General features: G+C 71.2%; 30 protein-coding genes and 1 pseudogene. 9 read left to right on the top strand and 22 right to left on the bottom strand.

The features are described from left to right. Positions 1 to 150: 150 nt before the first annotated feature. The 3 genes from ABZZ04_RS37420 to ABZZ04_RS37410 form a co-directional block, all read right to left on the bottom strand. Positions 151 to 1,404, bottom strand: a complete 1,254-nt coding sequence (locus tag ABZZ04_RS37420) for a GNAT family N-acetyltransferase (protein WP_356936705.1) — start codon at positions 1,402 to 1,404, stop codon at positions 151 to 153. 123 nt (positions 1,405 to 1,527) lie between these two features. Then, positions 1,528 to 2,502: an asparaginase gene (locus ABZZ04_RS37415; RefSeq protein WP_356936704.1), complete on the bottom strand. Its 975-nt coding sequence runs from the start codon at positions 2,500 to 2,502 to the stop codon at positions 1,528 to 1,530. A gap of 46 nt (positions 2,503 to 2,548) precedes the next feature. Further along, positions 2,549 to 3,193, bottom strand: coding sequence for an ABC transporter substrate-binding protein (locus ABZZ04_RS37410; RefSeq protein WP_356936703.1), 645 nt, complete (start codon positions 3,191 to 3,193; stop codon positions 2,549 to 2,551). A 131-nt stretch (positions 3,194 to 3,324) separates the two neighbouring features. Between ABZZ04_RS37410 and dtd the strand changes: the two genes are divergently transcribed. Beyond that, positions 3,325 to 3,774, top strand: a complete 450-nt coding sequence (gene dtd, locus ABZZ04_RS37405) for a D-aminoacyl-tRNA deacylase (RefSeq protein WP_356936702.1) — start codon at positions 3,325 to 3,327, stop codon at positions 3,772 to 3,774. Between the two features lie 21 nt (positions 3,775 to 3,795). Here dtd and ABZZ04_RS37400 read toward each other — a convergent pair whose 3' ends face one another. The 6 genes from ABZZ04_RS37400 to ABZZ04_RS37375 all read right to left on the bottom strand — a co-directional run bounded on the left by ABZZ04_RS37400 (position 3,796) and on the right by ABZZ04_RS37375 (position 8,904). Then, on the bottom strand, positions 3,796 to 4,761 hold the full coding sequence (locus tag ABZZ04_RS37400; RefSeq protein WP_356936701.1) for a folate-binding protein: 966 nt from the start codon (positions 4,759 to 4,761) through the stop codon (positions 3,796 to 3,798). 132 nt (positions 4,762 to 4,893) lie between these two features. Then, positions 4,894 to 5,346: a transcriptional repressor gene (locus tag ABZZ04_RS37395; RefSeq protein WP_356936700.1), complete on the bottom strand. Its 453-nt coding sequence runs from the start codon at positions 5,344 to 5,346 to the stop codon at positions 4,894 to 4,896. Positions 5,347 to 5,416: 70 nt separating this feature from the next. Then, positions 5,417 to 5,989: an FABP family protein gene (locus ABZZ04_RS37390; protein ID WP_356936699.1), complete on the bottom strand. Its 573-nt coding sequence runs from the start codon at positions 5,987 to 5,989 to the stop codon at positions 5,417 to 5,419. 325 nt (positions 5,990 to 6,314) lie between these two features. Further along, the gene (locus ABZZ04_RS37385) at positions 6,315 to 7,172 is read right to left on the bottom strand and encodes a hypothetical protein (RefSeq protein ID WP_356936698.1); all 858 of its coding nucleotides are present in this window, start codon (positions 7,170 to 7,172) and stop codon (positions 6,315 to 6,317) included. After that, a complete protein-coding gene (locus tag ABZZ04_RS37380) occupies positions 7,169 to 7,978 on the bottom strand; it encodes a hypothetical protein (protein ID WP_356936697.1) in 810 nt (269 codons plus the stop codon). Before ABZZ04_RS37380 ends, ABZZ04_RS37385 begins: the two co-directional genes overlap by 4 nt. Continuing rightward, complete coding sequence (locus ABZZ04_RS37375) at positions 7,975 to 8,904, bottom strand: hypothetical protein (protein ID WP_356936696.1); 930 nt, start codon at positions 8,902 to 8,904, stop codon at positions 7,975 to 7,977. The genes ABZZ04_RS37380 and ABZZ04_RS37375 overlap by 4 nt, the downstream gene beginning before the upstream one ends. 106 nt (positions 8,905 to 9,010) lie before the next feature. Here ABZZ04_RS37375 and ABZZ04_RS37370 point away from each other — a divergent pair, with 106 nt between their 5' ends. Beyond that, entirely contained in the window at positions 9,011 to 9,373 is a 363-nt protein-coding gene (locus tag ABZZ04_RS37370; protein ID WP_148837141.1) for a DsrE family protein, read from the top strand. Between the two features lie 40 nt (positions 9,374 to 9,413). Here ABZZ04_RS37370 and ABZZ04_RS37365 read toward each other — a convergent pair whose 3' ends face one another. The 8 genes from ABZZ04_RS37365 to ABZZ04_RS37330 all read right to left on the bottom strand — a co-directional run bounded on the left by ABZZ04_RS37365 (position 9,414) and on the right by ABZZ04_RS37330 (position 15,213). Beyond that, complete coding sequence (locus tag ABZZ04_RS37365; protein ID WP_356936695.1) at positions 9,414 to 9,671, bottom strand: DUF3099 domain-containing protein; 258 nt, start codon at positions 9,669 to 9,671, stop codon at positions 9,414 to 9,416. A gap of 207 nt (positions 9,672 to 9,878) precedes the next feature. Continuing rightward, entirely contained in the window at positions 9,879 to 10,166 is a 288-nt protein-coding gene (locus ABZZ04_RS37360) for a DUF1416 domain-containing protein (protein WP_018490348.1), read from the bottom strand. Between the two features lie 59 nt (positions 10,167 to 10,225). After that, a complete protein-coding gene (locus ABZZ04_RS37355) occupies positions 10,226 to 11,071 on the bottom strand; it encodes a sulfurtransferase (protein ID WP_356936694.1) in 846 nt (281 codons plus the stop codon). A gap of 159 nt (positions 11,072 to 11,230) precedes the next feature. Next, positions 11,231 to 11,338 (bottom strand): putative leader peptide, encoded by a 108-nt coding sequence (locus ABZZ04_RS37350; protein WP_350983699.1) that lies wholly within the window; start codon positions 11,336 to 11,338, stop codon positions 11,231 to 11,233. A 310-nt stretch (positions 11,339 to 11,648) separates the two neighbouring features. After that, a complete protein-coding gene (locus ABZZ04_RS37345; RefSeq protein ID WP_356936693.1) occupies positions 11,649 to 12,338 on the bottom strand; it encodes a DUF2993 domain-containing protein in 690 nt (229 codons plus the stop codon). Between the two features lie 130 nt (positions 12,339 to 12,468). Beyond that, a complete protein-coding gene (locus ABZZ04_RS37340) occupies positions 12,469 to 14,001 on the bottom strand; it encodes a hypothetical protein (protein WP_356936692.1) in 1,533 nt (510 codons plus the stop codon). A 10-nt stretch (positions 14,002 to 14,011) separates the two neighbouring features. Continuing rightward, a complete protein-coding gene (locus tag ABZZ04_RS37335) occupies positions 14,012 to 14,266 on the bottom strand; it encodes a MoaD/ThiS family protein (protein ID WP_037695845.1) in 255 nt (84 codons plus the stop codon). A 41-nt stretch (positions 14,267 to 14,307) separates the two neighbouring features. Beyond that, positions 14,308 to 15,213 carry an alpha/beta hydrolase gene (locus ABZZ04_RS37330; protein ID WP_356936691.1) on the bottom strand — a complete coding sequence of 302 codons (906 nt, stop codon included), beginning with the start codon at positions 15,211 to 15,213 and terminating at the stop codon, positions 14,308 to 14,310. A 323-nt stretch (positions 15,214 to 15,536) separates the two neighbouring features. On the opposite strand from ABZZ04_RS37330, the gene ABZZ04_RS37325 reads away from it, so the two are divergent. The 6 genes from ABZZ04_RS37325 to ABZZ04_RS37300 all read left to right on the top strand — a co-directional run bounded on the left by ABZZ04_RS37325 (position 15,537) and on the right by ABZZ04_RS37300 (position 21,183). Further along, complete coding sequence (locus ABZZ04_RS37325) at positions 15,537 to 16,379, top strand: response regulator transcription factor (RefSeq protein WP_356936690.1); 843 nt, start codon at positions 15,537 to 15,539, stop codon at positions 16,377 to 16,379. 27 nt (positions 16,380 to 16,406) lie between these two features. Beyond that, positions 16,407 to 17,450, top strand: a complete 1,044-nt coding sequence (locus tag ABZZ04_RS37320; RefSeq protein WP_356936689.1) for a LacI family DNA-binding transcriptional regulator — start codon at positions 16,407 to 16,409, stop codon at positions 17,448 to 17,450. Positions 17,451 to 17,562: 112 nt separating this feature from the next. Next, on the top strand, positions 17,563 to 18,780 hold the full coding sequence (locus tag ABZZ04_RS37315) for a trypsin-like peptidase domain-containing protein (RefSeq protein WP_356936688.1): 1,218 nt from the start codon (positions 17,563 to 17,565) through the stop codon (positions 18,778 to 18,780). A 12-nt stretch (positions 18,781 to 18,792) separates the two neighbouring features. Further along, positions 18,793 to 18,981 (top strand): hypothetical protein, encoded by a 189-nt coding sequence (locus ABZZ04_RS37310; RefSeq protein WP_356936687.1) that lies wholly within the window; start codon positions 18,793 to 18,795, stop codon positions 18,979 to 18,981. A 49-nt stretch (positions 18,982 to 19,030) separates the two neighbouring features. Next, positions 19,031 to 19,765 (top strand): response regulator transcription factor, encoded by a 735-nt coding sequence (locus tag ABZZ04_RS37305; protein ID WP_356936686.1) that lies wholly within the window; start codon positions 19,031 to 19,033, stop codon positions 19,763 to 19,765. Then, on the top strand, positions 19,762 to 21,183 hold the full coding sequence (locus tag ABZZ04_RS37300) for a HAMP domain-containing sensor histidine kinase (protein ID WP_356936685.1): 1,422 nt from the start codon (positions 19,762 to 19,764) through the stop codon (positions 21,181 to 21,183). The genes ABZZ04_RS37305 and ABZZ04_RS37300 overlap by 4 nt, the downstream gene beginning before the upstream one ends. A 70-nt stretch (positions 21,184 to 21,253) precedes the next feature. On the opposite strand, the gene ABZZ04_RS37295 is transcribed toward ABZZ04_RS37300, so the two are convergent. Beyond that, positions 21,254 to 21,763 (bottom strand): DinB family protein, encoded by a 510-nt coding sequence (locus ABZZ04_RS37295; RefSeq protein ID WP_356936684.1) that lies wholly within the window; start codon positions 21,761 to 21,763, stop codon positions 21,254 to 21,256. A 294-nt stretch (positions 21,764 to 22,057) separates the two neighbouring features. Between ABZZ04_RS37295 and ABZZ04_RS37290 the strand changes: the two genes are divergently transcribed. Then, the gene (locus tag ABZZ04_RS37290) at positions 22,058 to 22,408 is read left to right on the top strand and encodes a hypothetical protein (RefSeq protein WP_356936683.1); all 351 of its coding nucleotides are present in this window, start codon (positions 22,058 to 22,060) and stop codon (positions 22,406 to 22,408) included. A gap of 27 nt (positions 22,409 to 22,435) precedes the next feature. Here the strand turns inward: ABZZ04_RS37290 and ABZZ04_RS37285 are convergent, their stop codons facing one another. The 4 genes and pseudogenes from ABZZ04_RS37285 to ABZZ04_RS37270 form a co-directional block, all read right to left on the bottom strand. Further along, a complete protein-coding gene (locus tag ABZZ04_RS37285) occupies positions 22,436 to 23,335 on the bottom strand; it encodes a phosphatidylinositol-specific phospholipase C (RefSeq protein WP_356936682.1) in 900 nt (299 codons plus the stop codon). A 152-nt stretch (positions 23,336 to 23,487) separates the two neighbouring features. Continuing rightward, positions 23,488 to 24,477 (bottom strand): hypothetical protein, encoded by a 990-nt coding sequence (locus ABZZ04_RS37280; RefSeq protein WP_356936681.1) that lies wholly within the window; start codon positions 24,475 to 24,477, stop codon positions 23,488 to 23,490. 43 nt (positions 24,478 to 24,520) lie between these two features. Then, on the bottom strand, positions 24,521 to 25,504 hold the full coding sequence (locus ABZZ04_RS37275; RefSeq protein ID WP_356936680.1) for a hypothetical protein: 984 nt from the start codon (positions 25,502 to 25,504) through the stop codon (positions 24,521 to 24,523). Beyond that, positions 25,501 to 26,688 (bottom strand): annotated as a pseudogene (locus ABZZ04_RS37270) (hypothetical protein); the annotation flags it as partial. The pseudogene ABZZ04_RS37270 and the gene ABZZ04_RS37275, both read right to left, overlap by 4 nt.

The raw sequence follows: 26,688 nt of genomic DNA, 5'->3' as shown, positions 1-26,688 counted from the left end.
CTCCCCACCCCCCCCCCCCCCGCGCCCCCGGGGCCGGCGGGGGGGGCCCCGGGGCCCGGGCCCACGGGGCGGGGCGCCCGGGGGGGCCCCGGGGGGGGGGGGGGGCCCCCCCCCCCCCCCCCCGTCCGCCCGTCGCCCCCGCGGCGGTCCTCAGAACACGTCCGGGCACCAGGCGCGCCGTGCCGCCCGGAACATCCCCTCGGCCGTCGCCACCGCGCCCGGCGTGCGTTCCTCGACCCGGCCCAGCGCCGCCAGCCTGAGCGGCGACTCGTCACCCAGGTAGAGCGTGCCCAGCTCCCGCACGTCCAGGGCGATGTCGGGCTCGGCAGTGGTCGGGGCGCAGCTCGCCCCGGCCGGGGAGCCCTCCAGCCGGTAGCGGCCGGCCGACAGGCCCGAGGCGTCGTGGACGTCCAGCACGAGCGTGCCGGGCACGGCGTAGGTACGGGCCTCCAGGGCGCGCACGACGTCCAGGACCCGCACCCACAGCCAGTCCGCCTGGGTCACGACGCGGGCCGCGCGCGGGTCCGGGAGGAGGAGGGGCAGCAGGTCGTCGGGGGCGCGGTGGCCGGTGCGGACCGTGGTGATCCAGTCGATCGAGCAGACGAAGTGCCAGAGCGTGCGCTCCGCGGCCGGGGTCACGGCGATCATTCCCTGCACCGTGGCCCGGTTCAGCGGCTGCTTGGCGTCGCCCCACCGGGCGTCGGCGCGGTAGGTGATCAGGCCCTCGGGCACGCCGTCCGCGTTGGTGTACACCGCGTGGAAGGGCTCCGTCCAGGGCTCGGGGCCGGCCAGGTTCTCGCCGGTGTTCACCTCCCACCAGCGTGCGTCGCGGCTGACCACGCCGTGCTGCCGGGCGCGCAGCCGCTCGTGGAGGGCCGGGCCCAGCTTGCGCACGTCCGGGCCGCTCACCAGGTCGACCCGGCCGCCGTCCTGCTCGGCGGGGCCCGACCAGCGCGGGTCGAGGCCGGCCCTCGGCACGTCGATCTCCCACTCGGTGGTCCACGTCGCCGGGCCGAAGCCGTACCTCCCGTAGATCGGGTACTCGGCGGCGATCAGCGTGGCGACCACGTCGCCGCGTTCCTTCGCCGCCGCCAGGTCCGCGGTCATCATCCGGCCGAGCAGCCCGCGCCTGCGGTGGGTGGGCGACACCGTGACGTTGGAGATCGCGTCGGCCGGCACCGCGGCACCGCCGACGGCCGTGAGCTCCTGCGCGAACGAGCGGTACGTGGCCACGCACCGTCCGTTGTCGAACGCGCCCTGCGTACGGGCCAGGTCGGTGTACGGAAGACGCCGGGAGATCTCCCGTTCCGCGGCCACCGGCTCCCGCAGGAAGCCGGTGTGCTTGGCACGCAGCCAGTCGGGGAAATCGGACTCGGTGATCGTACGGACCTCAGCAGGATGCATGGGCCCCACGCTAAGTACTCCGCGCGCGTGCTGTCGCCCCGTTTTCCGCGGCCCGGACCCTGCGGCCCGGACCGGAGCACCCGGCCCCGGGGCCGGTCCGGTCAGGTCAGGTCCCCGAGCAGGTCAGAAGGCCGCCCTGATCTCGCCGACCTCGCCGCCGCCGCCGAACAGCGGGGTGTGCGCGATCCGGGAGACCACCGGGGCGTCGATGCCGAGCAGGTCCAGCGACCGGGCCAGCACCGGGCCGAGCGCCCGCGTCGCGCCGTCGTCGACCTTGAAGGCCAGCGCCCGGCCGTCCGGCAGCGCCAGCGCCTGCACCGCCTCCGCCCCCATCTTGGAGAGCACGCCCGGCACCTCCCGCATCAGCCAGGTGTCGGGACGGCGCGTGCCGGCCACGTACTCGGGGTGGGCCCGCATCGCGTCCGCGACCCGGCGCTCCGCCGTCCCCGGCTCCGCCAGCACGAACGAACGGAAGGCCCGCGCCAGACCCACCAGGCTGATCGCCATCAGCGGCGCCCCGCACCCGTCCGTCCCGACCGCCGTCACGGGCTCGCCCGCCGCCTCCTCCACCACCCGGTGCACCAGCTGCTGAAGCGGGTGCGCGGGGTCGAGGTAGGAGGACCGGTCCCAGCCGTTCGGCCCGCACGTCGCGAGCATCGCCGCGTGCTTGCCGGAGCAGTTCATGGTGATCCGCTCCCGGACCCGGCCCGCGGCAAGGTACGTCTCCGCCTCCGCCGGGTCCAGCGGCAGGTCGGGCGGGGTCTGCAGGTCGTCCGGGGTCAGTCCGTGCTCGGCGAGCATCGTGCGGACGAGTTCGATGTGGAAGTCCTCGCCGGAGTGGCTGGCGGCGGCCAGTGCCAGCCGCTCCCCCGACAGGTCCAGCCCGGCCCGCAGCACGGCCGCGGCCTGCATCGGCTTGTTCGAGGAGCGCGGGAAGACCGGGGCCGTCGGGTCGCCCAGGGCCCGTTCCACGCTGCCGTCGGCGGCCAGGACGACCAGCGAACCCCGGTGGTGGCCCTCCACGAACCCGGACCGTACGACCTCGGCCAGGACGGGAAGGGCGGGAGATATGACGGACGGGGCGGCGCTGGAGGTCATGGTGGCCTTCCGGGGACGGGCGGAACCCGCCCCCGGAAGGATCGCTTCAGGCGAGCAGGTCGTCTACTTGTGCTTCACCGTCACGGTACCTGCGGGCGATCTCCGCACCGCAATCGTCAGCGGTGCGTTGCAGCTGGTGACGGCGCCGGGAGACCTGCTGTTCGTAGCGGACCAGGCGGCCCATCGCGGTGTGCAGCTCTTCGTCCGTACGGGCGTCGAGGTCGGAGAGCTCGACCTCGGAGAGCGTCTCGGCCGCCAGCCGGCGGTACTCGTCGCTGCGGGGTGTGGTGAGCGTGACATGCCGGGCGGAGGAGCGGTGCCGGGACGGGGTGTCGGCGAGGATCTCCGAGAGACGGTCCACCACCGGGGTCTCCGGGTCCAGCCGCCGGGCCAGCTCGGCCCGCAGGATGTCGATCCGCCCCTGGACCAGCCGGCGCACATAGCTGAGGTCGGCCTCGTCGCGCTGCGACTCGCGGCGCAGCGTGCGCAGCTCCGGCAGCCGCAGGGTGCCCAGCTCGGGCTGCTGTCCGGCGGACGGGCAGCCCTCCGGGCCGTGGCCGGTTCGCTGCACGGGCGGGCGCATGGTGCTGGTACTGGCGCTGGTGCCGGCAGAGGTACTGGTGCTGGTGCTCGCGCCGCTCCGCGCGACCGGCACGGCGCCGGGGGACTGCCCGGTTCCATAGGTGCTCATGCTTGTGTCCATCCCCTCGACCGGTGCGTCGGCACACCGCCTCCCGAGCATGGTGCCACTCCGGTGGGGCGCTTGTGGATGCTCTGTACCCGTTCAGCCCAAGCTGGGTTGGCCGAGATAGGTTGGTCCATATGCGTGCAGTGATTCAGCGGGTGGACGGCGCGAGCGTCACGGCGGCCGACGGGACGGACGGCCCGGACGGGCCCCGGGTGGTCGGCGAAATCGTCGGCGAGGGACTGTGTGTGCTGGTGGGAATCACGCACGGGGACACCGCGGAGAAGGCGGCGCAGCTCGCCCGCAAGCTCTGGTCGCTGCGCATCCTGGAGGGCGAGAAGTCCTGCTCGGATGTGAATGCACCACTTCTGGTGATTTCCCAGTTCACTCTCTACGGGGACGCCCGGAAGGGCCGCAGGCCCACCTGGAACGCCGCGGCGCCCGGCGAGGTCGCCGAGCCGCTGGTCGACGAGGTCGTGGCGCAACTGCGGGCACTGGGAGCGCGGGTGGAGACGGGCCGGTTCGGGGCGAGCATGCGGGTCTCGCTCACCAACCACGGCCCGTTCACCGTCCTCGTCGAGGTCTGACGGCCCGGCCCGCACCGCGGCCTACGGCTCGACGACCGTCTCCTGGGCGGCGGCGGTGTCCCCCGCGAGCAGTTCCGCGTCCACCGCGACGTTCCGCTTGACCAGGGCCAGCGCGATCGGCCCCAGCTCGTGGTGGCGGGCGGACGTGGTGATGAAGCCCAGCTGGCGCCCCTCGGCGCCGTCCGCGGCGAGCCGCACCGGGGTGCCGTGGCCGGGCAGCACCACCTCGCTGCCGTCGAGGTGCAGGAAGACCAGCCGCCGCGGCGGCTTGCCCAGGTTCTGCACCCGGGCCACCGTCTCCTGGCCCCGGTAACAGCCCTTCTGGAGGTGGACGGCGGTGCCGATCAGGCCCAGCTCGTGCGGAATGGTGCGGTGGTCGGTCTCGAAGCCGAGGCGCGGCCGGTGCGCCTCGACGCGCAGCGCCTCGTACGCCAGGATGCCCGCCACCGGGCCGTGCGCCGCCGCGTACTCCTCCAGGTCGGCGCGGGGCAGGAACAGGTCCCGGCCGTACGCCGTCTCCCGTACCGTCACCCCGTCCGGGACCTCGGCGATGGAACCGGCCGGCAGGTGCACCACGGCGAAGTCCTCGGTGCGGTCGGCGACTTCGACCCGGTAGAAGAACTTCATGGACTCCAGGTAGGCGATGAGGTCGCCCTGGGTCCCCGGCTCGGCGTGCATCCACACGGTCTCGCCGTCGTCGACCAGGTAGAGGGCGTGCTCGATGTGCCCGTTGGCGGTGAGGATCAGGGCCTCGGTGGCCTGCCCCGGGGCGAGTTCGCTGACGTGCTGGGTGAGCAGCAGGTGCAGCCAGGCCAGCCGGTCGCCGCCGGTGACGGTGACGACGGCGCGGTGCGAGAGGTCGACGAGACCGGAGCCGTCGGCGAGGGTGCGCTGCTCGCGGAACAGGTCGCCGTAGTGCGCGGCGACGCCTTCGTCGCGGCCTTCGGCGGGGACGGCGCCGGGCAGGGACAGCAGGGGGCTCTTCATGCGACCAGCGTACGACGCGGTCCGCGGCCGGACGGTGGCCGGAGGCCCGGTCGGAGGGAGGAGGACGGAAGTCGGAGCCGATCGGCCGAAGGCCGTAGGCCCGGCCCCGGCCCTGCTCCCCGGAGGCCGCTCCTACTCCCCGGAAGCCGCCCCTGCCGCTCCTGCCGCTCCCGCCGCGCAGTCGGCGCAGCGGCCGAAGATCGCGAAGTGCTTCATGTCCGTCTCGAACCCGAAGTCGGCCCGGAGCTCGGCGGTGAAGCCGGAGGCGACGGAGACATCGGCCTCGATGACGCCCTCGCAGTCGCGGCAGACCAGGTGGATGTGGTGGTGGCGGTCGGCCAGGTGGTACGTGGGCGCCCCGTGCCCCAGGTGGGCGTGGCTGACCAGCCCCAGTTCCTCAAGGAGTTCGAGCGTGCGGTAGACGGTGGAGATGTTCACCCCGGACGCGGTCCTGCGCACCTCGGAGAGGATGTCGTCGGGCGTCGCGTGTTCCAGCGTGTCGACGGCTTCCAGGACAAGCTGCCGCTGCGGCGTCAGCCGATAGCCGCGCTGCCGGAGATCGGTCTTCCAGTCGGTGCTCACCACACGCCCAGTGTAGGACCGGGCGACGCCCTGCCCGCAGTACTGCGCGGGCAGGATCTTGCACCTGTGGCCGCTACTTGAAGAAGGCGATGCCGTCGTCCGGCAGGTCGCCGAGCTTCTTCGCCATCTCCTCGACCTCTTCGGGGGTGACGACCTTCTTCAGGTGCGCCGACATGTACGGGCGCAGCTCCACCTCGGGGGTGGCCTTCTCGCCGACCCACATCAGGTCGCTGTTCACGTAGCCGTAGAGCCGCTTGCCACCGCTGTACGGGCCGGAGGCCGCGGTCCGGGCCACCGCGTCGGTGACCAGGTCGATCTGCGGCTTCTGGTCGGCCAGCTCGCCGTACCAGATCTCGATGACGCCCTGGTCGCGGGACATGACGACCTCGACCTTGCGGTCCTTGTCGATGCGCCAGTAGCCGGACTCGGACTCCAGCGGCCTGACCTTCTCGCCCTCGGCGTCGAGCACCCAGGTGTGCGACGCGTACTCCAGGAAGTCGCGGCCGTCGTGGCTGAAGGAGACCTCCTGGCCGAAGTTGCACTGCTCGGCGCCGGGGAAGTCGGAAACACCCGCGCCCGCCCAGTTGCCGAGGAGGAAGGCCAGCGGGACGAGGTCCGGGTGGAGGTCGGACGGAATCTCGATCATGAGCGGCTCAGACGATCTGTGAGGTGGGGTGGCATGCGGACGCGACGCGCCCGGTACGGGGCGTCACACCTCCGCGACGGAGGGCGCCCGCCCGGCCGGGCACGGCGGGCGGGGTCAGCGCTGGCCCTGGTACAGCTTCTTCACGCTCAGCCCGACGAAGGCGAGCACGCCGACGCAGACCAGGACCAGCAGGGCGGAGAAGAATGCCTCAAGCACGGGAGCTCCTTGCAACGAGCGGTATGGCAGCAGTACGGGCCGGGCCCCAGCCTAATGGGTTGGGGCCCGGCCCGCCGGGCCGGGGCTTGCCCGGGGCCGCCCGGGGCAATCAGCCCAGCAGCTGGTTCTGGAGGATCAGCGCCTGGTGGAACGGAACGCTCCCGGCGTCCTCCCGGCCCTCGCGGGACTGGACGACGAGGGCGAGCGTGTCACCGGCGACCACGTAGCCCTGGCGGACCCGTGCCTCGCCGTACGGCTTCACCTCGTCGTACACGTAGGACGAGGTGCCCGCCACCTTGCTGCCGGCCCATTCCTCGTCGAGCACCGTCCCGGACGTCCCGACGAGCGGCACCGCGGAGCCGGTGACGATGATCGAGTCCAGGAGGTCCTGGGCGAAGGCCGTCGAGTTGAACCGGACGAGGTAGATCCGGGTCGACGTGCCGTCCGGCATGGTCCAGCCGCGTGCGGCGATGTGCCGCGGGGCCGAGTCGTCGAGCAGCCGCCCGAGGGCGGGGCGCTCGCTCCTCGCGTACTCGGAGAGGTACTGCTCCGTGCTCACCCAGCCGCCGTCGAGCTTCTTGTCCGCGGTCGCCCCGGCCGGTGCGGGCAGCAGCAGGCGCCGCAGGTCGGCGTGGTGGATCTCGGCGACGTTGCCGTCGCTGTACGGGCGGGGCGCGCCGGACGGGAGCGCGGGCAGGCTGAGCCCGGGATAGTCCCAGCGGCCGTCGCTCCGGGTGGCCAGACCGGGCACGTCGGTGCGTTCCATCGAGGCGATGCCGAAGGCCGTACCGGCGCCGAACCCCCCGAGAACCAGGGCGGCGACGGTCCACCGGGCCACGGCCCGCAGAACCCGCCGCTGCGGCTTCGGTACTGGCGGCGGTGACGGTGGCGCGATGACGGGCCCGGCGGGTGCGCCGGCCGTGTCCGGCGGGGTCGTGGCGGACGTCTCCGCCGTCTGCTCGGTCATACGTACTCCCCCGGGGACTCGATGTGGTCGAGCTGGTCCTTCAGGAGTCCGGTGACCGCCGCCCGGTCGAACGGCCTGGTCCCGGACGCCATGACTTCGATGATCAGTTCGCCGTCGTACGCGAGGCAGTTCATCGACTCGATGTCGTCCCCGCTGCTCTTGCGCAGGACGTAGCACCTGGCGTTCTTCGTGTGCCCCTCGATCCGGGGCTCCGCGCGGAAGGCGCCGAGGGCCTCCAGGAAGCCCGTCCTGAAGGTGTAGAAGTCGCGGACGGCCTTCTTGTGCTTCATCCGCACGATCTCGGTACTGATCATCAGGGCGCTGCCGTCGGCGGCATACGTACGGGTGGCGACGCCCTCGATGCGGAGCTCGTCGATCCGCTTCTCGTAGGCCCGGCGTTCCCTGCCCGCGAGGCCTAGGGCGCCCTGTTTCATGGCGGCGGCCGCCTTCTTGCCGCTCAGCTCGCCGTCGTTGCCCAGCTCCCCGTTGTCGGGGCCGAGCCGGTAGCCGTCCGGGACCGGCAGCAGCAGCTTGCTGAGCGCGGTGGAGGCCCGGCCCCGGGACACGTCGCCGGCCGGGTCCCTGCCCGGCTCCTGCGCGGGCTCGGCCCAGAGACGGGTCGGGGTGCTGCGGTCGGCGCCTTCCACCACGCTCCCGGTGTACGCGGCGGCGCCCCCGACCGCGGCGAGCACCAGCACGGCGGGAAGCACCGTGCGGATCACCCGGCGCCGGCGGCCGGACGGAGCGGCGGCGTTCCCATCGGGCGGGCCCACCTGTGCGGCCGTCTCGGTGGTCACGTCGTTCACAGGCGCTCCAACTGTCTCTCGGCCAACGTCCGGATGTCCTTCTTGCTGATCGGAGCGGTGTCGTAGAGATAGACCTCGGCCATGATGTCACCGCGGTACATGGTGGCGCGGGCGTGGTAGAGGGGCAGCCGGCCCGGCTCCCGCTCGACGTCGAACACGTAGTAGCGGCCGGTGCTGCTGCCCTTGATCGCACCGCCGTTGCCGTCCGTACCGCTCCCGGTCCCGGTCCCGGGCATGTACCTGAGCTGCTCCTCGGCGAATTTCTTGGCCCCGTGCACGGTTGTCGAGCCGAACTGCACGAGGAATGTCTCGGCGGTGCGGTTCTGCCCGCGCTTCCAGCCGGCGCTCGCGACCCTGCGGATGCCGACCTGCAGGAGGTACTCGTACATGGAGCCCTCATCCTCGTAGAGGCGGGCGTAGGTTTCCGGGTCCAGCCGGCCGTCGTCGGTGTTCAGCGTCGAGCTGTCGTCGTCGCTCCAGCCCGCGGGCCGGTCCGCGATCAGTCCGTGCAGGTCGCCGTCCGTCCTGACCCGGCGGTCCCTGGACGCGGGCAGCGGGTCGGGGGCCTCGCCCGGGGGCAGCGCCTTCGCCGGGTACGCCAGGTCGGGCTGCGACAGGGCAGGCAGCGGGGTCGGGGCGCGCCCGGCCTGCACGTCGTAGCCCACGGCGGTGCCACCCGCGATGCCGAGCACCGCGGCGACGGCGACGATCAGCGCCGTACGCCCGCGGGGACGCTTCGCGACGGGCCCGGCGGCCGGTGCGGTGACCGGTGCGGCTCCGGGCTCGGCGGCCGGTGCCGCGACGGGCTCGGCGGCCGGTGCCGCGACGGGCTCGGCGGCCGGACCGGCGGTCGGTACGGTTTCGGGCCCGGTGACCGGTGCGGCTTCGGGCGCCGGTCTCTCGGAAGTAGTGTTTTTCGGCTCCAATTGGGGTCCCCCCACGAGACCAGATGCGCTGATTCCGTTATCCGCGCACACACCTGACCATCGTCGGAGCGTCGAGGTTGCCCACCCGGCGATTACAGTTCGGCACATGCCGAAGAAGCTCGTGATCAAGGTGACCGCAGGTGCCGACTCCGCCGAGCGTTGCTCCCAGGCGTTCACGGTGGCGGCGGTCGCCGTCGCCAGCGGTGTGGAGGTCTCGCTCTGGCTGACCGGGGAATCCGCGTGGTTCGCGCTGCCGGGACGTGCCGCCGAGTTCGAACTGCCGCACGCCGCGCCGCTGCCGGATCTGATCGAGTCCGTCCAGGCGGGCGGCCGGATCACCCTGTGCACGCAGTGCGCGGCCCGTCGTGACATCACCGAGAAGGACGTCCTGGAGGGCGTGCGGATCGCCGGTGCCCAGGTATTCGTCAGCGAGATCATGGCCGAGGACGTCCAGGCCCTCGTCTACTGACGGTCCGCGCCGCCGTCACCGGCGGTCCGCGTCGCTCCCGCTACCGCCGTTTCTTGCCGTCGAGTTCGTCCCACCACTCGTCGGACTGGGGGTCGCCGGAGGGGTCGTCCCACCAACGGTCCTCCGGCCCCCGCCGGTTGGCGATCATGGCCGCGACCGGTGGGATGACCATCGCGACGAGGCACATCACCACCGCGGCGGGCATCGACCACAGCCTGACGAAGGACCAGGCCGACACGAAGAGGACGATGCACACACCCATCATCAGGAAGTAGCCACGCCGGCGTCGGGCGTACATACCTCCAGCGTAGGTCCGGTACCCGCCCGTGCGAAGCACGGCGGCGCGACGGCACGAGGGGCCGTACCCCGTCCAGGAAGGCGTCCAACCCCCTGGGGTACGGCCCCTCGGCCGGTCCGTGGCACGGTCCGCGGGCGACGCGGGTCGTGACGGGCCCCCCGTGACCCGTCACGACCGGACGGTGCGGACCGGGTCCGGGTCCGGGTCTCAGACCGCGATCGCGACCTCGGAGAGGCCACCGGTCTGCGCCACGACCGTGCGGTCGGCGCTGCCGCCGGGAACCAGGGCGCGCAGCGTCCAGGTGCCCTCGGCCGCGTAGAAGCGGAACTGTCCGGTCGCCGAGGTCGGGACCTCCGCGGTGAACTCGCCGGTCGAGTCCAGCAGGCGCACGTAACCGGTGACGGGCTCGCCGTCGCGGGTCACGCTGCCCTGGATGGTGGTCTCACCGGGCTTGATGGTCGAGGCGTCGGGGCCGCCGGCCTTTGCTCCACACATGTTGTTTCGTCCTTCGGGTCGAGGGTCGTACGGGTCGTACGGATCCGGGTCGTGCGGAGTTACTTGTTGGCGCCGAGCTCGATCGGCACGCCCACGAGGGAGCCGTACTCGGTCCACGAACCGTCGTAGTTCTTGACGTTCTCCTGGCCGAGCAGCTGGTGCAGCACGAACCAGGTGAGCGCGGAGCGCTCGCCGATGCGGCAGTACGCGATGGTGTCCTTCGACAGGTCGACCTGCTCGGCCTCGTAGAGGGCCTTGAGCTCCTCGTCCGACTTGAAGGTGCCGTCGTCGTTGGCGTTCTTCGACCACGGGATGTTGCGGGCGGTCGGCACGTGGCCGGGGCGCTGGGACTGCTCCTGCGGGAGGTGCGCCGGGGCGAGCAGCTTGCCGCTGAACTCGTCGGGCGAACGCACGTCGACCAGGTTCTGGTTGCCGATCGCCTTCACGACGTCGTCGCGGTGGGCGCGGATCGACTCGTCCTGCGGCTGGGCCTTGTACTCGGTGGCCGGGCGGGACGGGATCTGGTCGCCGTCGACCAGGTCGCGGGAGTCGAGCTCCCACTTCTTGCGGCCGCCGTCGAGCAGGCGGACGTCCTGGTGGCCGTAGAGCTTGAAGTACCAGAACGCGTAGGACGCGAACCAGTTGTTGTTGCCGCCGTACAGGACGACCGTGGTGTCGTTGGCGATGCCCTTCCCGGACAGGAGCTTCTCGAAGCCGGCCTGGTCGATGAAGTCGCGGCGGACCGGGTCCTGGAGGTCCTTGGTCCAGTCGATCCGGATCGCGTTCCTGATGTGGTTCTTCTCGTAGGCCGAGGTGTCCTCGTCGACCTCGACGAGGGCGACCTGCGGGTCGTCGATGTGGGCCTCGACCCAGTCGGCGTCTACCAGGACGTCACTGCGGCTCATGCTGTTCTCCTCCGGGGCAGTCTGCGGCGAGATGATGCGAGACGGTGCGTGATGCGGATGTACGGGGGCACGGCGTGCGGCACACGTACAAAGGCGATCGGGAAAGGCCCTGACGTCGTCGAAGGGCCGGGGAAGGAGCGGGGCGCCTGGGGCTCCCGCTCAGACAGTGCGACAGAGCATGGCGGCGACGCGGCACAGGTCCACTGCCCGCCGCTTCGTGAGATCCGCCCGTCCCCGCTGTGGGAGACCGCCAATGGAGCACTGCATGGGACCGATCGTAGGGAGGCGCGGGCGGCCATGTCACCGTCGTGTCGAATGTTGAGACACGATCATCCATGATGCGAGACCCAAGTGGGATCTCGGCGACCCCGACCGCCCGCCCCGTCCACCGCCCGGCACCGACTACCCGAGGGCCGGACCCGTCCGTCTCACTATGTGGCGCGCGGAGGGTGCGGCAGGCCGTGAAGGTCCGGAAGGCCCCGAAAAAGCCGATGGCCCCGGCGGGGCGGCGAACCGCCCTGCCGGGGCCACCCGACAGGCTCCCGGCCGACCCCCCGGTCGGCCCCGATCTGCTCTCTCAGCCGGCGAGCCGGACGTCCGTGCCCGTCACCGAGATCTCCAGGCCGTCCCGGGTCGGCTGGATCCTCTGCAGCTTCAGACCGCTCGGCAGACCGCCGATCTCCCGGTCGAAGTCGGTCTTCTTGCGCACCAGGTCCTCCAGCCCGGGGATGTTCTCGCCCGGGACCTTGTCGGCGCGCACCCGCAGGGTGCGGCCGTCGATCAGGGTCACGCTGGAGAGCACGCTGCGCGAGATCGGGCGGCCGAGGAGGTCGACCGTGCCGGTCACCTTCACCTTGCCCTCGCCGCCGTACTCGACGGCCACGCCGTCGCTGGCCGCCTTGGTGAGGTCCTCGTACGAGATGACGGCGGTGCCCGTGGCACGGGCGGCGGTGGCACTGGAGTAGTTGTCGGACAGCTGCACGTCGTGCAGCGCGGCGTTCATCCGGTCGATCCGGAGCCGGCGGCCGTTGGCATCGGTCTCGATGCCGATGATCTCCACGTCGACCTCGTCGAGGTTCTTCCCGACGATCTGGGTCAGGAACGGGAAGCCCCCGATGGAGACGTCCGTCGAGCCGATCGTGGCGCCGGGGACCTCGATCCGCCCCTCGACCTCCGACTCGGCGAAGTACACCGCCGCCCGGTCCACGGCGGCCAGAATCCCGCCCAGGACCAACACGATGACCAGCAGTATTCGCAGTGCACGCATGCCCGCTCTTCCCCCACCCTGCAATCCGGACGAACCCCTCGCGCCCCACGCGTCACGAAACGTGCACGGCGCCCCGGGTGATCGACGAGCGGGAACCCCTCTTCGGTTCCCGGGGCGGTACCGGCCGGTGCTACAGGAGCACGCGGCCGAGCAGGTAGACGGCGGGAGCCGCGGCGGTGAGCGGCAGCGCCACACCGGCGGTCATGTGGACGAAGCGCGACGGGTAGTCGTAGCTCGCCACCCGCAGCCCGATCAGCGCACAGCCGCCCGCCGCGAGGCCGAGCAGCGCGCCCTTCGCGCCGAGGTCGGTGAAGGCGCCCGCCGCGGCACCGGCGCCCGCGGCGGCGAGCAGCGCCACCACGACCGAGGCCGGTCCGGGCAGCGGCAGCGCGCGCACGACCACGGCGGCCGCGACGGCGATCGCCCCCGCCGTCACCGCGTCCGGGACCGCCGCGAGGTGACCGGCGGCCAGCACCGAGAGGGCGGCCGAGGCGACGGTGGCCATCAGCCCGTACATCCGGTCGTCGGCGCTCGCCCGGCTGCGCAGCTGGAGGACCACGGTGAGCAGCACCCAGACGCCGAGGGTGCCGAGGATGGCGGCCGGGCCGTTCTCCCGGCCCGCGGCGAGCAGCGCGACGTCGGCGACCAGGCCGCCCGCGAACGCGAGCATGATGCCCTGCCTGGCCGGCCACATGCCGTTGAGCCGGAACCAGCCGGCCGCGGTCACGGCCTGGAGCAGCACCAGCGGCACGACCAGGGCGTACTGGCCGATCGCGGCGCCCAGGGCGAGCAGCAGCCCGAGCCCCGCGGTGATCGCGGCGGGCTGCATGCCCGGCGCGATGATCGGCGAGCGGCCCTCGGCGCGGGCCCGCTGGGCGTCGGTGACGCGGCTGTTGCCCAGGGTGGTGGGGGCGCCGTAGCCATCGGCGTCGAGCAGGGACTCCGAGGGCACGACGGCGGGCGCGCCCGTCTCCCCCGCGGGAGCGGCGGGCGGTGCGGCCGGCACCTCGGGGGGCAGCGGGTACGCGCCCGAGGCGCCCTGCGGCGGCAGATAGGCGGTGGTCTCGGCGGCGGCCGGAACGGGCTGCGAGGGCGGCACGGGCTGTGCGGGCTGCTCCGGGTGGCCGGGCTGCGCCGGCTGCGCGCGGTGGATGGTGGGCTGGTACTGGGTGTCCCAGGTCTGGCCCTCCCAGGTCTGCGCGACGCCGGGGTCCTGCGGCTCCTGGTGGGCCCCGGCGGGCTCCTGCCCGTACCCGGTCGGCCACGCGGAACCGTGACCCCCCTGGGATGCCTGGTTCGGGTCGTACGGGGTCTGAGACGCCTGATGCGTCTGGTTCGGGTCGTACGGGGCCTGGGCCCTGTACGGGTCCTGGCCGCCGTGGGACGGGGTGCTGCCGTACGGGTCCTGGCCGCCGTACGACTGCTCCCCGTACGGCTGCCCGCCGTACGACTGGTGCTCTCCGTACGACTGGTGCGCGCCGTACGAGTGGTCCCCGTGGCCAGGAGTGCCGTGGCCAGGAGTCCCGTGGCCAGGAGTGCCGTGGCCGGGGGTGGCGTGGCCAGGGGTGGCGTACGGCTGCCCGCCGTGGGACTGCCCGGCGCCGGGCCCGTACCCGTGGCCCGGGTCCTGTCCGTACGGATACTGCTGATCGTTGCTGCTCATGTGCTGCGGTTCACCCTCCTGCGAACGGCGGGAGCACCTCGACCGTGCCGCCCTCGGCAAGGCGTACGGTCTCATGGCTTCGGGTCCCGACGGGGTCACCGTCGATCAGGAACGAGCACCTCTGCAGCACTCGGGTGAGCTCTCCGGGGTGCCGTTCGCGCACCGCGTCGAGCGCCTCGGCGAGGGTCGCGGCTGTGTACGGCTCCTCCGCGGTCCCGGCGGCGGCCTTCGCGGCGGCCCAGTAGCGGATCGTTCCCGCAGGCATGGCGGCGTTCCTCTCGTCTCGCGTCAGCTGTCCATCATCGGTCACGGTGCCACCGCCCAGTCGGCGATGCGGGTCAGCAGGTCCTCGTCCGCGGCGTTCTCCGCGTGCCCCATGCCGCGCTCCAGCCACAGCTCCGCGCCGTCGCCCGCCGCTTCGGCCAGCGACAGGGGGTGGTCCAGCGGAAAGTACGGGTCCCGGTCGCCGTGCACGATCAGCAGCGGCGTCGGGGCGAGCAGCCCGGCAGCCCCGACCGGCGGGAGCGGGACCGGGTCCCACTCGTCGCGGTCGATCCTGGTGCGCAGCCCGTAGCGGCCGACCAGCCGCCCCACGGGCCGGGTCACCACCCAGTGCACCCGGCGCATCGGGGCCGTGCCCCGGTAGTACCAGCGGGCGGGGGCGCTCACCGCCACCACCGCATCCGCGTGCGCCTCCGGACGCGCCGCGGTGCGCCCCTCGCGCTTCCCGGCGCCACCGGTGCCCGCGGCTCCCCCGCCGTCCCCGGTCCGCTCCCGGTACAGCGCCCCGTGCCGCACCACCACGGAACCGCCCATCGAGAACCCGACGGTCACCACCCGCCGGTGCCCGAGCGACCTCGCCCACTCCACCGCGGCCGCCAGGTCCAGCACCTCGCGGTCGCCCACCGTCGACCGCCCGCCGGATCCGCCGTGCCCCCGGAACGAGAAGGTGACCACGGCCGCGCGCCGGGCGAACACCCCGGCCGCGCGCCGCACCGCGGGCCGGTCCGCCGAGCCGGTGAAACCGTGCGCGACCACGATCGCAGTACCGTCGAAGGATGTTTTCGCAGCGCCCCGCGCATTCCCCGCGCACGGCTCGTACACGGCCTCGATACGCACTCCGTCATCGGTCCGCAATACCGTCCGCGCCGGAGTTCGCGTGATCAAGGGAACAGCGGAACCCGGAAATCGTCCCTCGGACACAGAACTCATGTGGGCTATTCTGCTGGGAAGAGGATCCGGGCAAAGCAGCCCCCGGGTCCTTTTGTGCTTTCCAGGCGTTGTTACGGCGACGTTTCCACAAGCTCAGCGGCCCCGGAACACGGGACCGCACCAGCAGGAACCGTCCGACCGACGTCGTACGGGAGGCAGGACGAGAAGCCAGCACCGAACGTACGAAGAAGTGCCGCATACTCCCCCGGGCCCCGCCCGGGAGTGCCCCTCTCGCAGGGAACGAGGAGGACCGACGTAATGGGCGAGCAAGGCGAGCGAAACGTGCACGATCATCGACCGACGACCCGGGCAGGTGGGCGGCGATGAGTTCACTGCTGCTCCTGACGAACGCGCTCCAGCCGTCGACGGAGGTGCTTCCGGCGCTCGGTCTCCTGCTGCACAGCGTGCGGGTGGCCCCGGCCGAGGGCCCCGCGCTGGTGGACACCCCGGGTGCCGACGTCATCCTGGTCGACGGGCGCCGCGACCTGCCGCAGGTGCGGTCGCTGTGCCAGCTGCTGCGGTCCACCGGGCCGGGCTGTCCGCTGCTCCTCGTCGTGACGGAGGGCGGTCTCGCGGCCGTCACCGCCGACTGGGGCATCGACGACGTGCTGCTGGACACCGCGGGACCGGCCGAGGTCGAGGCCCGGCTGCGGCTGGCCACCGGCCGGCAGCAGATCGGCGCCGACGACTCCCCGATGGAGATCCGCAACGGTGACCTGTCGGTCGACGAGGCGACGTACAGCGCGAAGCTGAAGGGCCGGGTCCTGGACCTGACCTTCAAGGAGTTCGAGCTGCTCAAATATCTGGCGCAGCACCCCGGCCGGGTCTTCACCCGCGCCCAGCTGCTCCAGGAGGTCTGGGGCTACGACTACTTCGGCGGCACCCGTACGGTCGACGTGCACGTGCGGCGGCTGCGCGCCAAGCTCGGTCCCGAGCACGAATCGCTGATCGGCACGGTCCGCAACGTCGGCTACCGGTTCGTCGCGCCGGAGAAGGTGGAGCGCGCCGCGGAGGAGGCCCGCGCGGCCGAGGGGACCGGAACACGGACCGGAACACGGACCGGGACGCGGGCCGCGGCGGGGGCCGCCACCAGCCCCGTAACCCGTTCGGAGCAGTCGCGGACGGCCGGGGCCGCGGAGAAAGCCCCGGTCCGGCCTGCCACGTGACGGGTCCATCCGCGTAGACTGCCGCGCGTGGCCAAGGTGACGCGGGACGATGTGGCGAGACTGGCGGGTACGTCGACAGCGGTCGTCAGCTACGTCATCAACAACGGACCCAGGCCGGTCGCCCCGGCCACGCGCGAGCGGGTGCTCGCCGCGATCAAGGAGCTGGGCTACCGGCCCGACCGGGTCGCCCAGGCGATGGCGTCGCGACGGACCGACCTCATAGGAATGATCGTGCCGGACGCCCGGCAGCCGTTCTTCGCGGAAATGGCGCACGCGGTCGAACAGGCCGCCGCCGAACGCGGGAAAATGGTGCTGGTCGGCAATTCCGACTACCGCGACGAGCGCGAGGTCCATTACCTGCGGGCCTTCCTCGGCATGCGGGTCTCCGGGCTGATCCTGGTCAGCCAGGGCCCCAGCGAGCGGGCGGCGGCCGAGATAGAGGCGTGGGACGCACGGGTCGTGCTGCTGCACGAGCGGCCGGAGGCGATCGAGGACGTCGCGGTCGTCACGGACGACGTCGGCGGCGCCCAGCTCGCCACCCGGCACCTGCTGGAGCACGGCAACGAGTACGTGGCGTGCTTCGGCGGCGTGGACTCCACCCCGGCGGTCGGCGACCCGGTCGCCGACCACGTCGAGGGCTGGCGCCGGGCGATGCACGAGTCGGGGCGCTCGACGGAGGGCCGGCTCTTCCAGGCCCCGTACAACCGCTACGACGCCTACCAGGTGGCGCTGAAGCTGCTCTCCGGACCGGACCGGCCGCCGGCCATCTTCTGCTCGACGGACGACCAGGCCATCGGGGTGCTGCGGGCCGCGCGCGAACTGCGGATCGACGTGCCGGGCGAGCTCGCGGTGGCGGGCTTCGACGACGTGAAGGAGGCCGGGCTGACCGATCCGCCGCTGACGACGGTCTCCTCGGACCGGCCCGCGATGGCACGGGCGGCGGTGGACCTGGTGCTCGACGACTCGCTGCGGGTGTCGGGATCGCGCCGCGAACGGCTGAAGCAGTTCCCGTCCGCGCTGGTGGTGCGGCGTTCGTGCGGCTGCGGGGAACCGACGTCCCCGCCGGACTGACCCCGCGGCCCGTTGTTCCCCCGCGGGCCTTTACATCGGACATACGAGCTTCTGCCGGGCTTCTCAGGGCGTGCTCAGGCTTCTCTCATCTTCGCCGGACACGCTCATATGCATGACAGAGAGCCAGCGCCCGAGCGGCGAGCACCCGACGTACCCCTCGTACGGCAACTCGTACGGCAACGACGGCGCGGCCTACCCGCCGCCGCCGTCCCACCGGCCCGCGGAGCCGATCGCGACAGGACCCGGCACCACGGTGTGGCCCGGCCCCGGCAGCTCCGGCGGTAACGGCGGTCACGGCAGTCACGGCAGTAACGGCAGTAACGGCAGTAACGGCGGGGAGAACGGGTACGGCAGCGGCGGCGGGGACGGGCACGGCGGTGAGGGCCCGGGTCCGGTGCCGTCCGCGGCCGGCCCGGCACCGGCACGGCACCGGGCCCGGCGGCCGGTCGCCCTGCTGACGGCCGTGGCGATCGCGGCGGCGATCGTCGGCGGCGGCACCGCCACCGTCGTCGCACAGCTCACCGGCACCGGCACCACCACCACGAGCAGCAGCGGCGTCGTCCCCGGCACCACCGTCTCGCAGAGCAACAAGGGCAGCGTCGCCGGAGTCGCCGAGGCCGTCTCGCCGATGATCGTGGAGATCAACGCGACCTCGACGGCGGGCGAGTCCACCGGTTCCGGCGTCGTCATCACGTCCGACGGCGAGGTCGTCACCAACAACCACGTCATCTCCGGCGCCTCCTCGATCGAGGTGCGGCTCAGCACCGGCCGGACGTACCCCGCGAAGGTCGTCGGCACCGACCCCGACAAGGACCTCGCGCTGATCAGGCTCCAGGGCGCGAGCGGGCTGAAGACGGCGACGCTGGGCGACTCCTCGAAGGTGGCGGTCGGCGACCAGGTCGTCGCGATCGGCTCGCCCGAGGGCCTCACCGGCACCGTCACCAGCGGCATCGTCTCCGCCCTCGACCGCGACGTCACGGTCGCCAAGGACGACGACAGCGGCCGGGGACAAGGACAGGAGCAGTGGCAGGGCGGCCAGGAGCAGTGGCCGTTCGAGTTCGGCGGCCGGCAGTTCAACGGCGACACCGGCGAGTCCACCACCACGTACAAGGCCATCCAGACCGACGCCTCGCTCAACCCCGGCAACTCCGGCGGCGCGCTGATCAACATGAACGGCGAGATCATCGGCATCAACTCCGCGATGTACTCGGCGGGTTCGTCCGGCGGGTCGAGCAGTTCGAGCGCGGGCAGCGTGGGCCTCGGCTTCGCCATCCCCGTGAACACGCTCAAGGCCGACCTCGACACCCTGCGGTCCGGCGACAGCTCCTGAGAGGAGACGGTCATGCACCACCCCACGAACACCCCCACCGGCCCGGCGGATCTCGCACTCCCCCTCGCCCTCGTCCTGGACCTCGTACCGGGACGGGCCGCGAGCGGGGCCACCGGACCGGACCGGGTCCCGGAGGTCCGCACCCCCACCGGCCGCGGGCGCCGGGCCGCGCGACGACGCACCGCGGCCGTGCGAGGCTGAGAGCCGAGAGGAACAGCGGCCGTACCGGACGAGAAGAGGACAACGAGCGATGAGCCCCGCCGAAGACGATCCGCAGCGCATCCTGATCGTCGACGACGAGCCCGCCGTGCGCGAGGCCCTGCAGCGCAGCCTCGCGTTCGAGGGCTACGGCACCGAGGTCGCCGTCGACGGTCTCGACGCCCTGGCCAGGGCGGAGTCGTACGCACCCGACCTCATCGTCCTCGACATCCAGATGCCTCGGATGGACGGCCTGACCGCCGCCCGCCGGCTCCGTTCCGCGGGCACCACCACGCCCATCCTGATGCTCACCGCCCGCGACACCGTCGGCGACCGGGTCACCGGCCTCGACGCGGGCGCCGACGACTACCTGGTCAAACCCTTCGAGCTGGACGAGCTCTTCGCCCGCATCCGGGCCCTGCTGCGCCGCAGCTCCTACGCGGCCCCCGCGGCCGGCGCCGGCGCCCACGACGAGAACGTGCTGACCTTCGCGGACCTGCGGATGGACCTCGCCACCCGCGAGGTCTCCCGGGGCAACCGCAGGGTCGAGCTGACCCGTACCGAGTTCACCCTGCTGGAGATGTTCCTGGCCCACCCGCGCCAGGTGCTGACCCGCGAGCAGATCCTCAAGGCGGTGTGGGGCTTCGACTTCGAACCGAGCTCCAACTCCCTGGACGTGTACGTGATGTACCTGCGCCGCAAGACGGAGGCGGGCGGCGAGCCGAGGCTCGTGCACACCGTGCGGGGCGTCGGTTACGCGCTCCGCACCGGCGGCGGTGACGGATGACCGGGATCCTGCGACGGCTCCGCACCCGGCCGCTGCGCACCCGGCTCGCCCTGCTGGTCGCGGCCGCGGTGGCGGTCGCGGTCGCGGCGGTCGCGGCGTCGTGCTGGTTCATGGTGAAGGTGCAGCTGGAGAACCAGCTGGACTCCTCGCTGCGCGACACCCAGGTCGACAAGCGCTACCTGACCGAGCTGTACACGTACTGCCGGGGGACCTCCCAGCTCCCGCCCCGGCCCTACTCCGGCTTCACCGTCCAGCTCGTCGACTCCCAGGGCACGGTCTGCATCGCGCCCAGCGCGGCACAGCTGCCGGTCACCTCGGCGGACCTCGCCGTGATCGGCCACGAGCAGGCGGACACGCTGCACTGGGCGACCGCGGCCGACGGGGCGCGGATGCGCGTCTACACCACCCCGCTGCGGGTTTCGCAGGGGCTCGGCCTGCCCGACACGGAACTGGCGCTCTCCCTCGCCCGCCCCGTCAGCGAGGTCGACCGGCCCCTGTCCACCCTGGCCTGGGTGCTCCTGGCCGTCTCCGGCATCGGGGTGCTCGGCGCCGGTGCGGCCGGCCTCTGGGTCGCCCGCACCGGCCTGCGCCCCGTGGACCAGCTGACCCGGGCCGTCGAACACGTCGCCCGCACCGAGGACCTGACCGTCCGCATCCCGGTCGAGGGCGAGGACGAGATCGCCCGCCTCTCCCTCTCGTTCAACTCGATGACCGCGTCCCTGGCCAGCTCCCGCGACCGTCAGTCCCAGCTGATCGCGGACGCGGGGCACGAACTGCGCACCCCGCTGACCTCGCTGCGCACCAACATCGAGCTCCTCGCCCGCAGCGAGGACACCGGCCGGGCCATCCCGCCGGACGACCGCAGGGCCCTGATGAAGTCGGTCAAGGCACAGATGACCGAGCTGGCCTCGCTCATCGGCGACCTCCAGGAACTGTCCCGCCCCGACGCGGCGGGCCCCGGCCCGCTCCAGGTCGTCGCCCTGCACGACATCGTGGACACCGCCCTGGAACGCGCCCGGCTGCGCGGCCCCGAGCTGACGATCAGGGCCGACCTGACCCCCTGGTACGTACGGGCCGAACCGGCCGCGCTGGAGCGGGCGGTGGTCAACGTCCTGGACAACGCGGTGAAGTTCAGCCCGCCCCGCGGCACGATCGAGGTCGCCCTGCGCGAGGGCGAACTGACCGTGCGGGACCACGGCCCCGGCATCCCCGCCGACGAGCTCCCCCACGTCTTCGAACGCTTCTGGCGCTCCCCGTCCGCCCGCCAGCTCCCCGGCTCCGGCCTCGGCCTGTCGATCGTGGCCCGCACGGTCCAGCAGTCGGGCGGCACCATCGCGCTGCGCCCGGCGGAGGACGGCGACGGCACCGTGGCGGCGATCCGCCTCCCGGGGGCACCCCAGCCGCCACCGCGGTTGTGAGGGGGCCGGGACCGTGGGCGCGTGAGGCCCCGGTGGCTCCGGGCCGTCCCAGCCCCGGCGCCCCCGGGCCTCACGCGCCCACGGTCCCGTCGACGCCCTCCCGCAGGAAGTCCGCGTGCCCGTTGTGGCGGCCGTACTCCAGGAGCACGTGCACCATCACCATCCGCAGCGACACCTCCTCGCCCCACCTCGGCTGGTACCCGGGCCGGTCCAGGGACTCGGACTCCCGCTCGACGCGGCGCGAGTTCTCCACCTCGGCCTCCCAGGCGGCGAACGCCTCGTCACGGGTCGAGGTGCTCGCGTCGTACGCGGCCTGGAAGTCGGTCACGTCGGACCAGACCAGGGGAACGTCGCTGTCCTCGAACACCCGGCGGAACCACGTGCGTTCCACCTCCGCCATGTGCCGCACCAGGCCGAGCAGCGAGAGCGTGGAGGGCGGCATCGACTGCTGCCGCAGTTCCTCGTCGGTGAGCCCCTCGCACTTCATGGCGAGGGTCGCCCGGTGGTAATCGAGGAAGGCCCGCAGCATGTCGCGCTCGCTGCCGAAATGGGGTGGCCCCGTCCGATGGTCGCTGGTCACTGATGTGCTCCTCGCCGTGTCCGTCTTCGGAGCCAGTATCCGCTTCCGCCGCTCCCTGCCCGAAGGGTGCGGGGCCACGGCCCCGGCGTCCGCCGGGTATCAGCCGGACGTCAGCAGGGCGTGAGCAGAACGTGAGCGGGAGGACCGAGGGTGGAAGGGCGTCGGAGGTCCGGTCGGCGTCATGGCCGGCCGGACCGGCGGTTCGCCGCCGACGCGTCATCGAAGGAGCAGAAAATCAGCACGAAGAAATTCAAGGCCGCCCTCCTGGCGGCCGCGGTCCTCGCAGGGCTGGCCGTGGCTACCACGCCCGCCCAGGCGAGCGAGTGCAAAAGGGGCGGGGGTGTCTACATCTGTGAGTACGGCGTCAGCGTCAAGAAGCTCCCGGACGGCACCCGCCAGGAGTTCATCATCGGCACCAACAGAGCGGTCTACACACGCTGGAACGACACCTCCGGGGACTGGACCAAGTGGAAGTCCATGGGCGGCTCCGCCAAGAGCGGGGTCTCCATCACCGACCACTGGAGCCAAAACGATCCCTGGGCCTTTCACCTGGTCATCACGCAAACTGACGGCCAGTTTTGGGTGAACGGCCGCAAGCGCGACGGCTTCTGGTCCGGCTGGTACCCGCACCCCGGACCGGACTAAGCCGTTCCCCTCACCACGGCGACCGGATCACTGACCCAGCGGATTGTGCCTGATCAGTGACTCCACCAGGCCGGACCGGGTTGCGGGGAAGTCGAGCGGGACGATCCCCAGCCCGGTCCAGCCGACCGCCTCCGATCCGTCCAGGAAGGAGTGCACCTGCGGGTTGAGCCGGTCGGCGTTCCAGCGCGGCGGGAGCAGGGCCGCCGTGCTGACGTAGTTCATGTACAGCTTCCCCGGCTGCCGGGCCGCCCTGCGGAACTGCTCCTCGATCTTGGGGTACTTGGCGAACGGCTCCGCCATGTAGTCGTCCTGGATGTCGAAGAGCGCCGGATCGGCGTAACGGACGCCGGGCAGACCGGCGTTGTCGGCAAGCAGCACGACCTTGCCGCGCGCCGCGCCCAGCGCGGGCAGCGCGCCGTCGATGTGGAAGAGCGGGCGCCAGCCCCGGTTGTCGAGGTAGTCGTCGAAGACCGCCCGGAACGTCGCGTCGCTCTCCTCCGAGTACTCCTGCTTGACCCGCATCAGCACGGTCTCGGTGGGGTGCGCGGCCAGGAAGTCCCAGCAGGCGCCCAGCACGTCGCCGAACATCAGGTTCTGGTACGAGGCCCCGTGGTGGATCGCGAACGAGCCGCCGGTGACCCGGCACCGCACGTCGAGGAAGCGGATGCCGCTGTCCAACTGCTCGGCGATCGTGGTGTTCTGGCACTCGGTCCAGGGCCCGCCGTAGCGGGCGCCGGAGTCGTGCGAGCCGGGGATCGTGAGCGCCCGCAGTTCGGTGCCGTCGGGGACGGCGGCCATCCAGTCCCGGGTGGTGAGGGCCCGCCGGCCGTCGGCGGCGCCCGCGGAGCCCGTACCGACGAACACGGTGGCGGTGGCGGCGAGGGCACCGGCCAGGAAGTTCCGGCGCGTTGCGGTGTACGGGCTCATGCGGGGGTGCCTCCGTCTGCCGTGGGGGATCAGCCGTCAGATTATGGCGGGTACACGTCACCACGGGAATGGGGCGGGCGGCCCTCCAGGAACCAGGGCACTCGCGAGACTCATACGGCAGCTGTCGCCGTCCGACTCGGCCCGGGTGCCGCTCATCCCTCACTCGCGAGCTCGCGCAGCATCGGCAGACCGAGCGTGTTGAGCCTGCTGTCGTCCGTCAGGCCTGCCAACTCGGTCAGAGCCCGGGAAGGCAGCAGTCCGCGGTCATGCGCGGAACGAAGGCGGTCCAGCCACAAAAGCCCGGCCCTGTAACTCTCCTCGTCCCCGACATCCCGGGGCTCGAAGCTCGCGGCGTTCTCCGCATCGGAGGCCCAGAGGTAGCCGAGCAGCCCGTGCTCGCCGTGCACAGGAACGTACTGGACTTCGCCGTCCGCGGACCACGCATAGCCGATGCGGCCGAACCCCGGAGCATGGGTGAACTTCGAGTACCGGTAGGGGATCTCGAAACTTCCCCAGACATCCGAGGCAACGCCGTCGCGGTCGAAGCAGTTGTCGATTCCGGTTTCCGTCGGCTCACCGAAATAAGTCGGGTCGCCCGGGTCGGTCTCCGAGCCGAGTGCGTCCGCGAGCTCACGAAGGGCGGTGGCCAGCCGCGGGGCATTCGCTGCGTGCACGGCGGGCTGGGCACGACCTTTCAGGTCGCATGGCATCCAGGCATCGGAGAACGTCACAAGACTGACGCTGACGTAGTCGAGAAGCGTCGAGGCTCCGAGCAGGAAAAGTCCTCCCTCACGGACATCATCGCCGCCCCTGAAGATCAGGCCACCGCTCTTGATATGGGCGGACACGCTCCCGATGCGCCCGGGGCGCAGTGCGGCCTCGATCTGAATGGCCAGTCGCTGCGCGCTGCCCGCCGGAGGCGATGTCGCACCGATTTCAAGCTCTCCTCGGAACAGGTAGCTGTTCGACTTTCCGGCCTCATGGACGGAAACGAACGCGTTCGTGTCGCCGACCACGAGTCGATGCTCTGCCAGAACGCTGTACGCAGCGAGCAGGGCGTCCAGACACGTGATGGTCTTGTCCCCGACCTGGCCGTCATGCCCCCAGGTCCATCGGGCTACGGGAGTGCCGGCAATCACCATGTTCCTTCCGGCCCGCCCGCAGCCCGGGCGTACCAGTGCTCACTCACTCGCAGGCCAGCTCCTGCAGATCCTGGAATCCATCCACCTCCAGAGGCGCTTCCCCTACCAGCACCCCTGCCACCGAGGTGTTCGGTGCATCCCTGAGCTCGATCAGTGCGGCCGTGGGACTGAGTCCGCGCTCGTAAGCGTCCTGCAGTCGCTCCAGCCAGACGAGACCCGCATGGTAGCCATCAAGGTCGGCTCCGTCACGAGCCTCGAAACTTGCCGCGCCCTCGGCGTCCGAAGCCCAGAGGTAACCCAGGAGGAGCCCACCAAGGCCGCGGACGGGGAAGTACAGCACGCGACCGCATGCTGTGCGCTTGTACGCCGGCTCAAACTTCGGGGTCTGACTAAAAACCTCGTTTCGAGAGGGGATCTCGAACCGTCCCCACACGTCGGACGGGGAGCCATCATCCTCGAAATGGTTCGCGACCCCGGTTTCGGTAGGGATGCCGAACCGTGTCGGGTCATCGGGATCAGTTTTCAGGCCAAGCGCTCCCGAGATCTCCACCAGAACCGCTGACAGTCGGGGGCGATTCCGACTGAAGGTCTCCTCCTGCTCCCGCCCTCTCAGATCGAACGGCATCCAGATGTCCGAGTAAGTGGCCAGTTCCACGTTGAAGTAATCCTCGGAGACATCGACTGAAATTTCAAGCATCCCCTCCGAAACCTCCGTGCCAAAATTTGTTTTCGCCACCCCATCGCATGACGCAGAGATTTCCACACTCTCAAATTCCCCCTCGGTAAGCCCTGTCTTGATTTCCGCTACCAGCGCAGGCGTGAATGGAAGTTCGGCCTCGAACAGAAGTTTCCGGTGCCCTGGGGCAGGGACCTTGACGAGTACACGTCCGTTGTGCGGAGTTCCGAGGTGATGGTGGTCGAGGACCTGTAGCGCTGACGAAAATCTCCGGGCAGCCTCTTGAGGCAGGTCAACATCCCGCCCGCGCTCACTCCAGTACCATCTCGCAATGGGTGTGGTGGTAATCAAGAAATATCTCCCGGGACGAATCTGGAACCAGGCGGATACATGAGTGTGCCGTCTTCGACACGAATCACGACGAGCAGACCCTTACGATCGTAAAACCGTGCAAGATCTTTTCGAATTCCGGACGCCAACATGTCCGCCATGCTGCCCTTCGTGTCGACGACGAAGATTTTGACATCGGCACCGGACTCGTTGAGCTGCTTACTATGCTTCCATATTTTATCGATTGTCGTTGACGGATCTTTAATCTCTTTGAACTGATACCCATAGATTTTGCCGTCGGCATCACGAGCCATGACATCCATGTCCGTATGACGTCCGGTAAAAACACCGGGTCTAATCTCTACATCTCCTTTTATTTCAAAACCGATTTCCGTGACGCCGTTTTTTTGCAGGCGATCGGCCAGCAGGAGCTGCTCGATTCCACCCGATGTCTCAGTCTTCTGAGCGAGGCTCGAAACTACCCGATTATAGTTCGTCAGGTCGTTGAATCGCCCGGAGGCAATCAGGTCTGCTGCCTGCTGACCCACAGGATGCTTCGCCAGGTTGGCCAAAGCTGTTTCCAGATCGTTCGGCTTCACCTTGGAGCCAGGCAGGTTTTTCCGAATCTGTCGCTCTGTCTCACCCCCCCGTTCGAAAGGACGAGGTGCTTCGGCAGACAAGAAGTCGCCAGGGCGGCTGCTGGCCTGTGCTGGGCCTTCACCGCCCGAGGCCCCGTGGCTGCCACCTGCCTGAGTGTTTCCGCCATGCCCGTTACCAATACCGTCAGCGGAGGTTTCGTGGTTGGTCCCGGGGTGAGAGTCGAAACGGTCGGCGGCAGGGCTTGCGCCTGGTGTGTTGGTGTGGTCGGTGGGTCCGTTGCCGTCCGGTCTGTCGGCCGAGGGGGTGTTGTCCAGGTTGTTCGTGGGCATGTGGTTGCCCGCGTGGCCGCCGGGGGTGTGGTCCGGGGAGTGGTCGCTTCTGTGGAGGGGGTCGGAGGTGTCGCTGCCCAGGCGGGTTGCGTCGTCGCTGTTGCGGCCGCCGACACTCACCAGTTCGTGTTCCGGGACCTTGGCCGTGGCCGGGGTGTCCGTGTTCGGGGCGTCGGTGTGCGGGGTGTCCGTGTTCGTGGTCGGGTTGCCTGTCGGGGCGTCCTTGGCGTGCTGGACGATGTTGCCGGTGGCGTCGTAGATGGTGCCGTCGGGGTG

The sequence above is a fragment of the Streptomyces sp. NPDC006435 genome, from assembly GCF_040612315.1.
Lineage (GTDB): Bacteria > Actinomycetota > Actinomycetes > Streptomycetales > Streptomycetaceae > Streptomyces.
This window is presented reverse-complemented; position numbering and strand designations above follow the sequence as displayed.

Bases quoted from the DNA above. Each gene is read 5' to 3' on its own strand.
- ABZZ04_RS37280 (WP_356936681.1), bottom strand. From the start codon at position 24,477: ATGGTGATTGCCGGCACTCCCGTAGCCCGATGGACCTGGGGGCATGAC.
- ABZZ04_RS37415 (WP_356936704.1), bottom strand. From the start codon at position 2,502: ATGACCTCCAGCGCCGCCCCGTCCGTCATATCTCCCGCCCTTCCCGTC.
- ABZZ04_RS37310 (WP_356936687.1), top strand. From the start codon at position 18,793: ATGCACCACCCCACGAACACCCCCACCGGCCCGGCGGATCTCGCACTC.
- ABZZ04_RS37390 (WP_356936699.1), bottom strand. From the start codon at position 5,989: ATGATCGAGATTCCGTCCGACCTCCACCCGGACCTCGTCCCGCTGGCC.
- ABZZ04_RS37350 (WP_350983699.1), bottom strand. From the start codon at position 11,338: ATGCAGTGCTCCATTGGCGGTCTCCCACAGCGGGGACGGGCGGATCTC.
- dtd (WP_356936702.1), top strand. From the start codon at position 3,325: ATGCGTGCAGTGATTCAGCGGGTGGACGGCGCGAGCGTCACGGCGGCC.
- ABZZ04_RS37325 (WP_356936690.1), top strand. From the start codon at position 15,537: ATGAGTTCACTGCTGCTCCTGACGAACGCGCTCCAGCCGTCGACGGAG.
- ABZZ04_RS37340 (WP_356936692.1), bottom strand. From the start codon at position 14,001: ATGAGCAGCAACGATCAGCAGTATCCGTACGGACAGGACCCGGGCCAC.
- ABZZ04_RS37420 (WP_356936705.1), bottom strand. From the start codon at position 1,404: ATGCATCCTGCTGAGGTCCGTACGATCACCGAGTCCGATTTCCCCGAC.
- ABZZ04_RS37315 (WP_356936688.1), top strand. From the start codon at position 17,563: ATGACAGAGAGCCAGCGCCCGAGCGGCGAGCACCCGACGTACCCCTCG.
- ABZZ04_RS37360 (WP_018490348.1), bottom strand. From the start codon at position 10,166: ATGTGTGGAGCAAAGGCCGGCGGCCCCGACGCCTCGACCATCAAGCCC.
- ABZZ04_RS37385 (WP_356936698.1), bottom strand. From the start codon at position 7,172: ATGACCGAGCAGACGGCGGAGACGTCCGCCACGACCCCGCCGGACACG.
- ABZZ04_RS37305 (WP_356936686.1), top strand. From the start codon at position 19,031: ATGAGCCCCGCCGAAGACGATCCGCAGCGCATCCTGATCGTCGACGAC.
- ABZZ04_RS37335 (WP_037695845.1), bottom strand. From the start codon at position 14,266: ATGCCTGCGGGAACGATCCGCTACTGGGCCGCCGCGAAGGCCGCCGCC.
- ABZZ04_RS37330 (WP_356936691.1), bottom strand. From the start codon at position 15,213: ATGAGTTCTGTGTCCGAGGGACGATTTCCGGGTTCCGCTGTTCCCTTG.
- ABZZ04_RS37300 (WP_356936685.1), top strand. From the start codon at position 19,762: ATGACCGGGATCCTGCGACGGCTCCGCACCCGGCCGCTGCGCACCCGG.
- ABZZ04_RS37365 (WP_356936695.1), bottom strand. From the start codon at position 9,671: ATGTACGCCCGACGCCGGCGTGGCTACTTCCTGATGATGGGTGTGTGC.
- ABZZ04_RS37355 (WP_356936694.1), bottom strand. From the start codon at position 11,071: ATGAGCCGCAGTGACGTCCTGGTAGACGCCGACTGGGTCGAGGCCCAC.
- ABZZ04_RS37345 (WP_356936693.1), bottom strand. From the start codon at position 12,338: ATGCGTGCACTGCGAATACTGCTGGTCATCGTGTTGGTCCTGGGCGGG.
- ABZZ04_RS37285 (WP_356936682.1), bottom strand. From the start codon at position 23,335: ATGAGCCCGTACACCGCAACGCGCCGGAACTTCCTGGCCGGTGCCCTC.
- ABZZ04_RS37410 (WP_356936703.1), bottom strand. From the start codon at position 3,193: ATGAGCACCTATGGAACCGGGCAGTCCCCCGGCGCCGTGCCGGTCGCG.
- ABZZ04_RS37370 (WP_148837141.1), top strand. From the start codon at position 9,011: ATGCCGAAGAAGCTCGTGATCAAGGTGACCGCAGGTGCCGACTCCGCC.
- ABZZ04_RS37400 (WP_356936701.1), bottom strand. From the start codon at position 4,761: ATGAAGAGCCCCCTGCTGTCCCTGCCCGGCGCCGTCCCCGCCGAAGGC.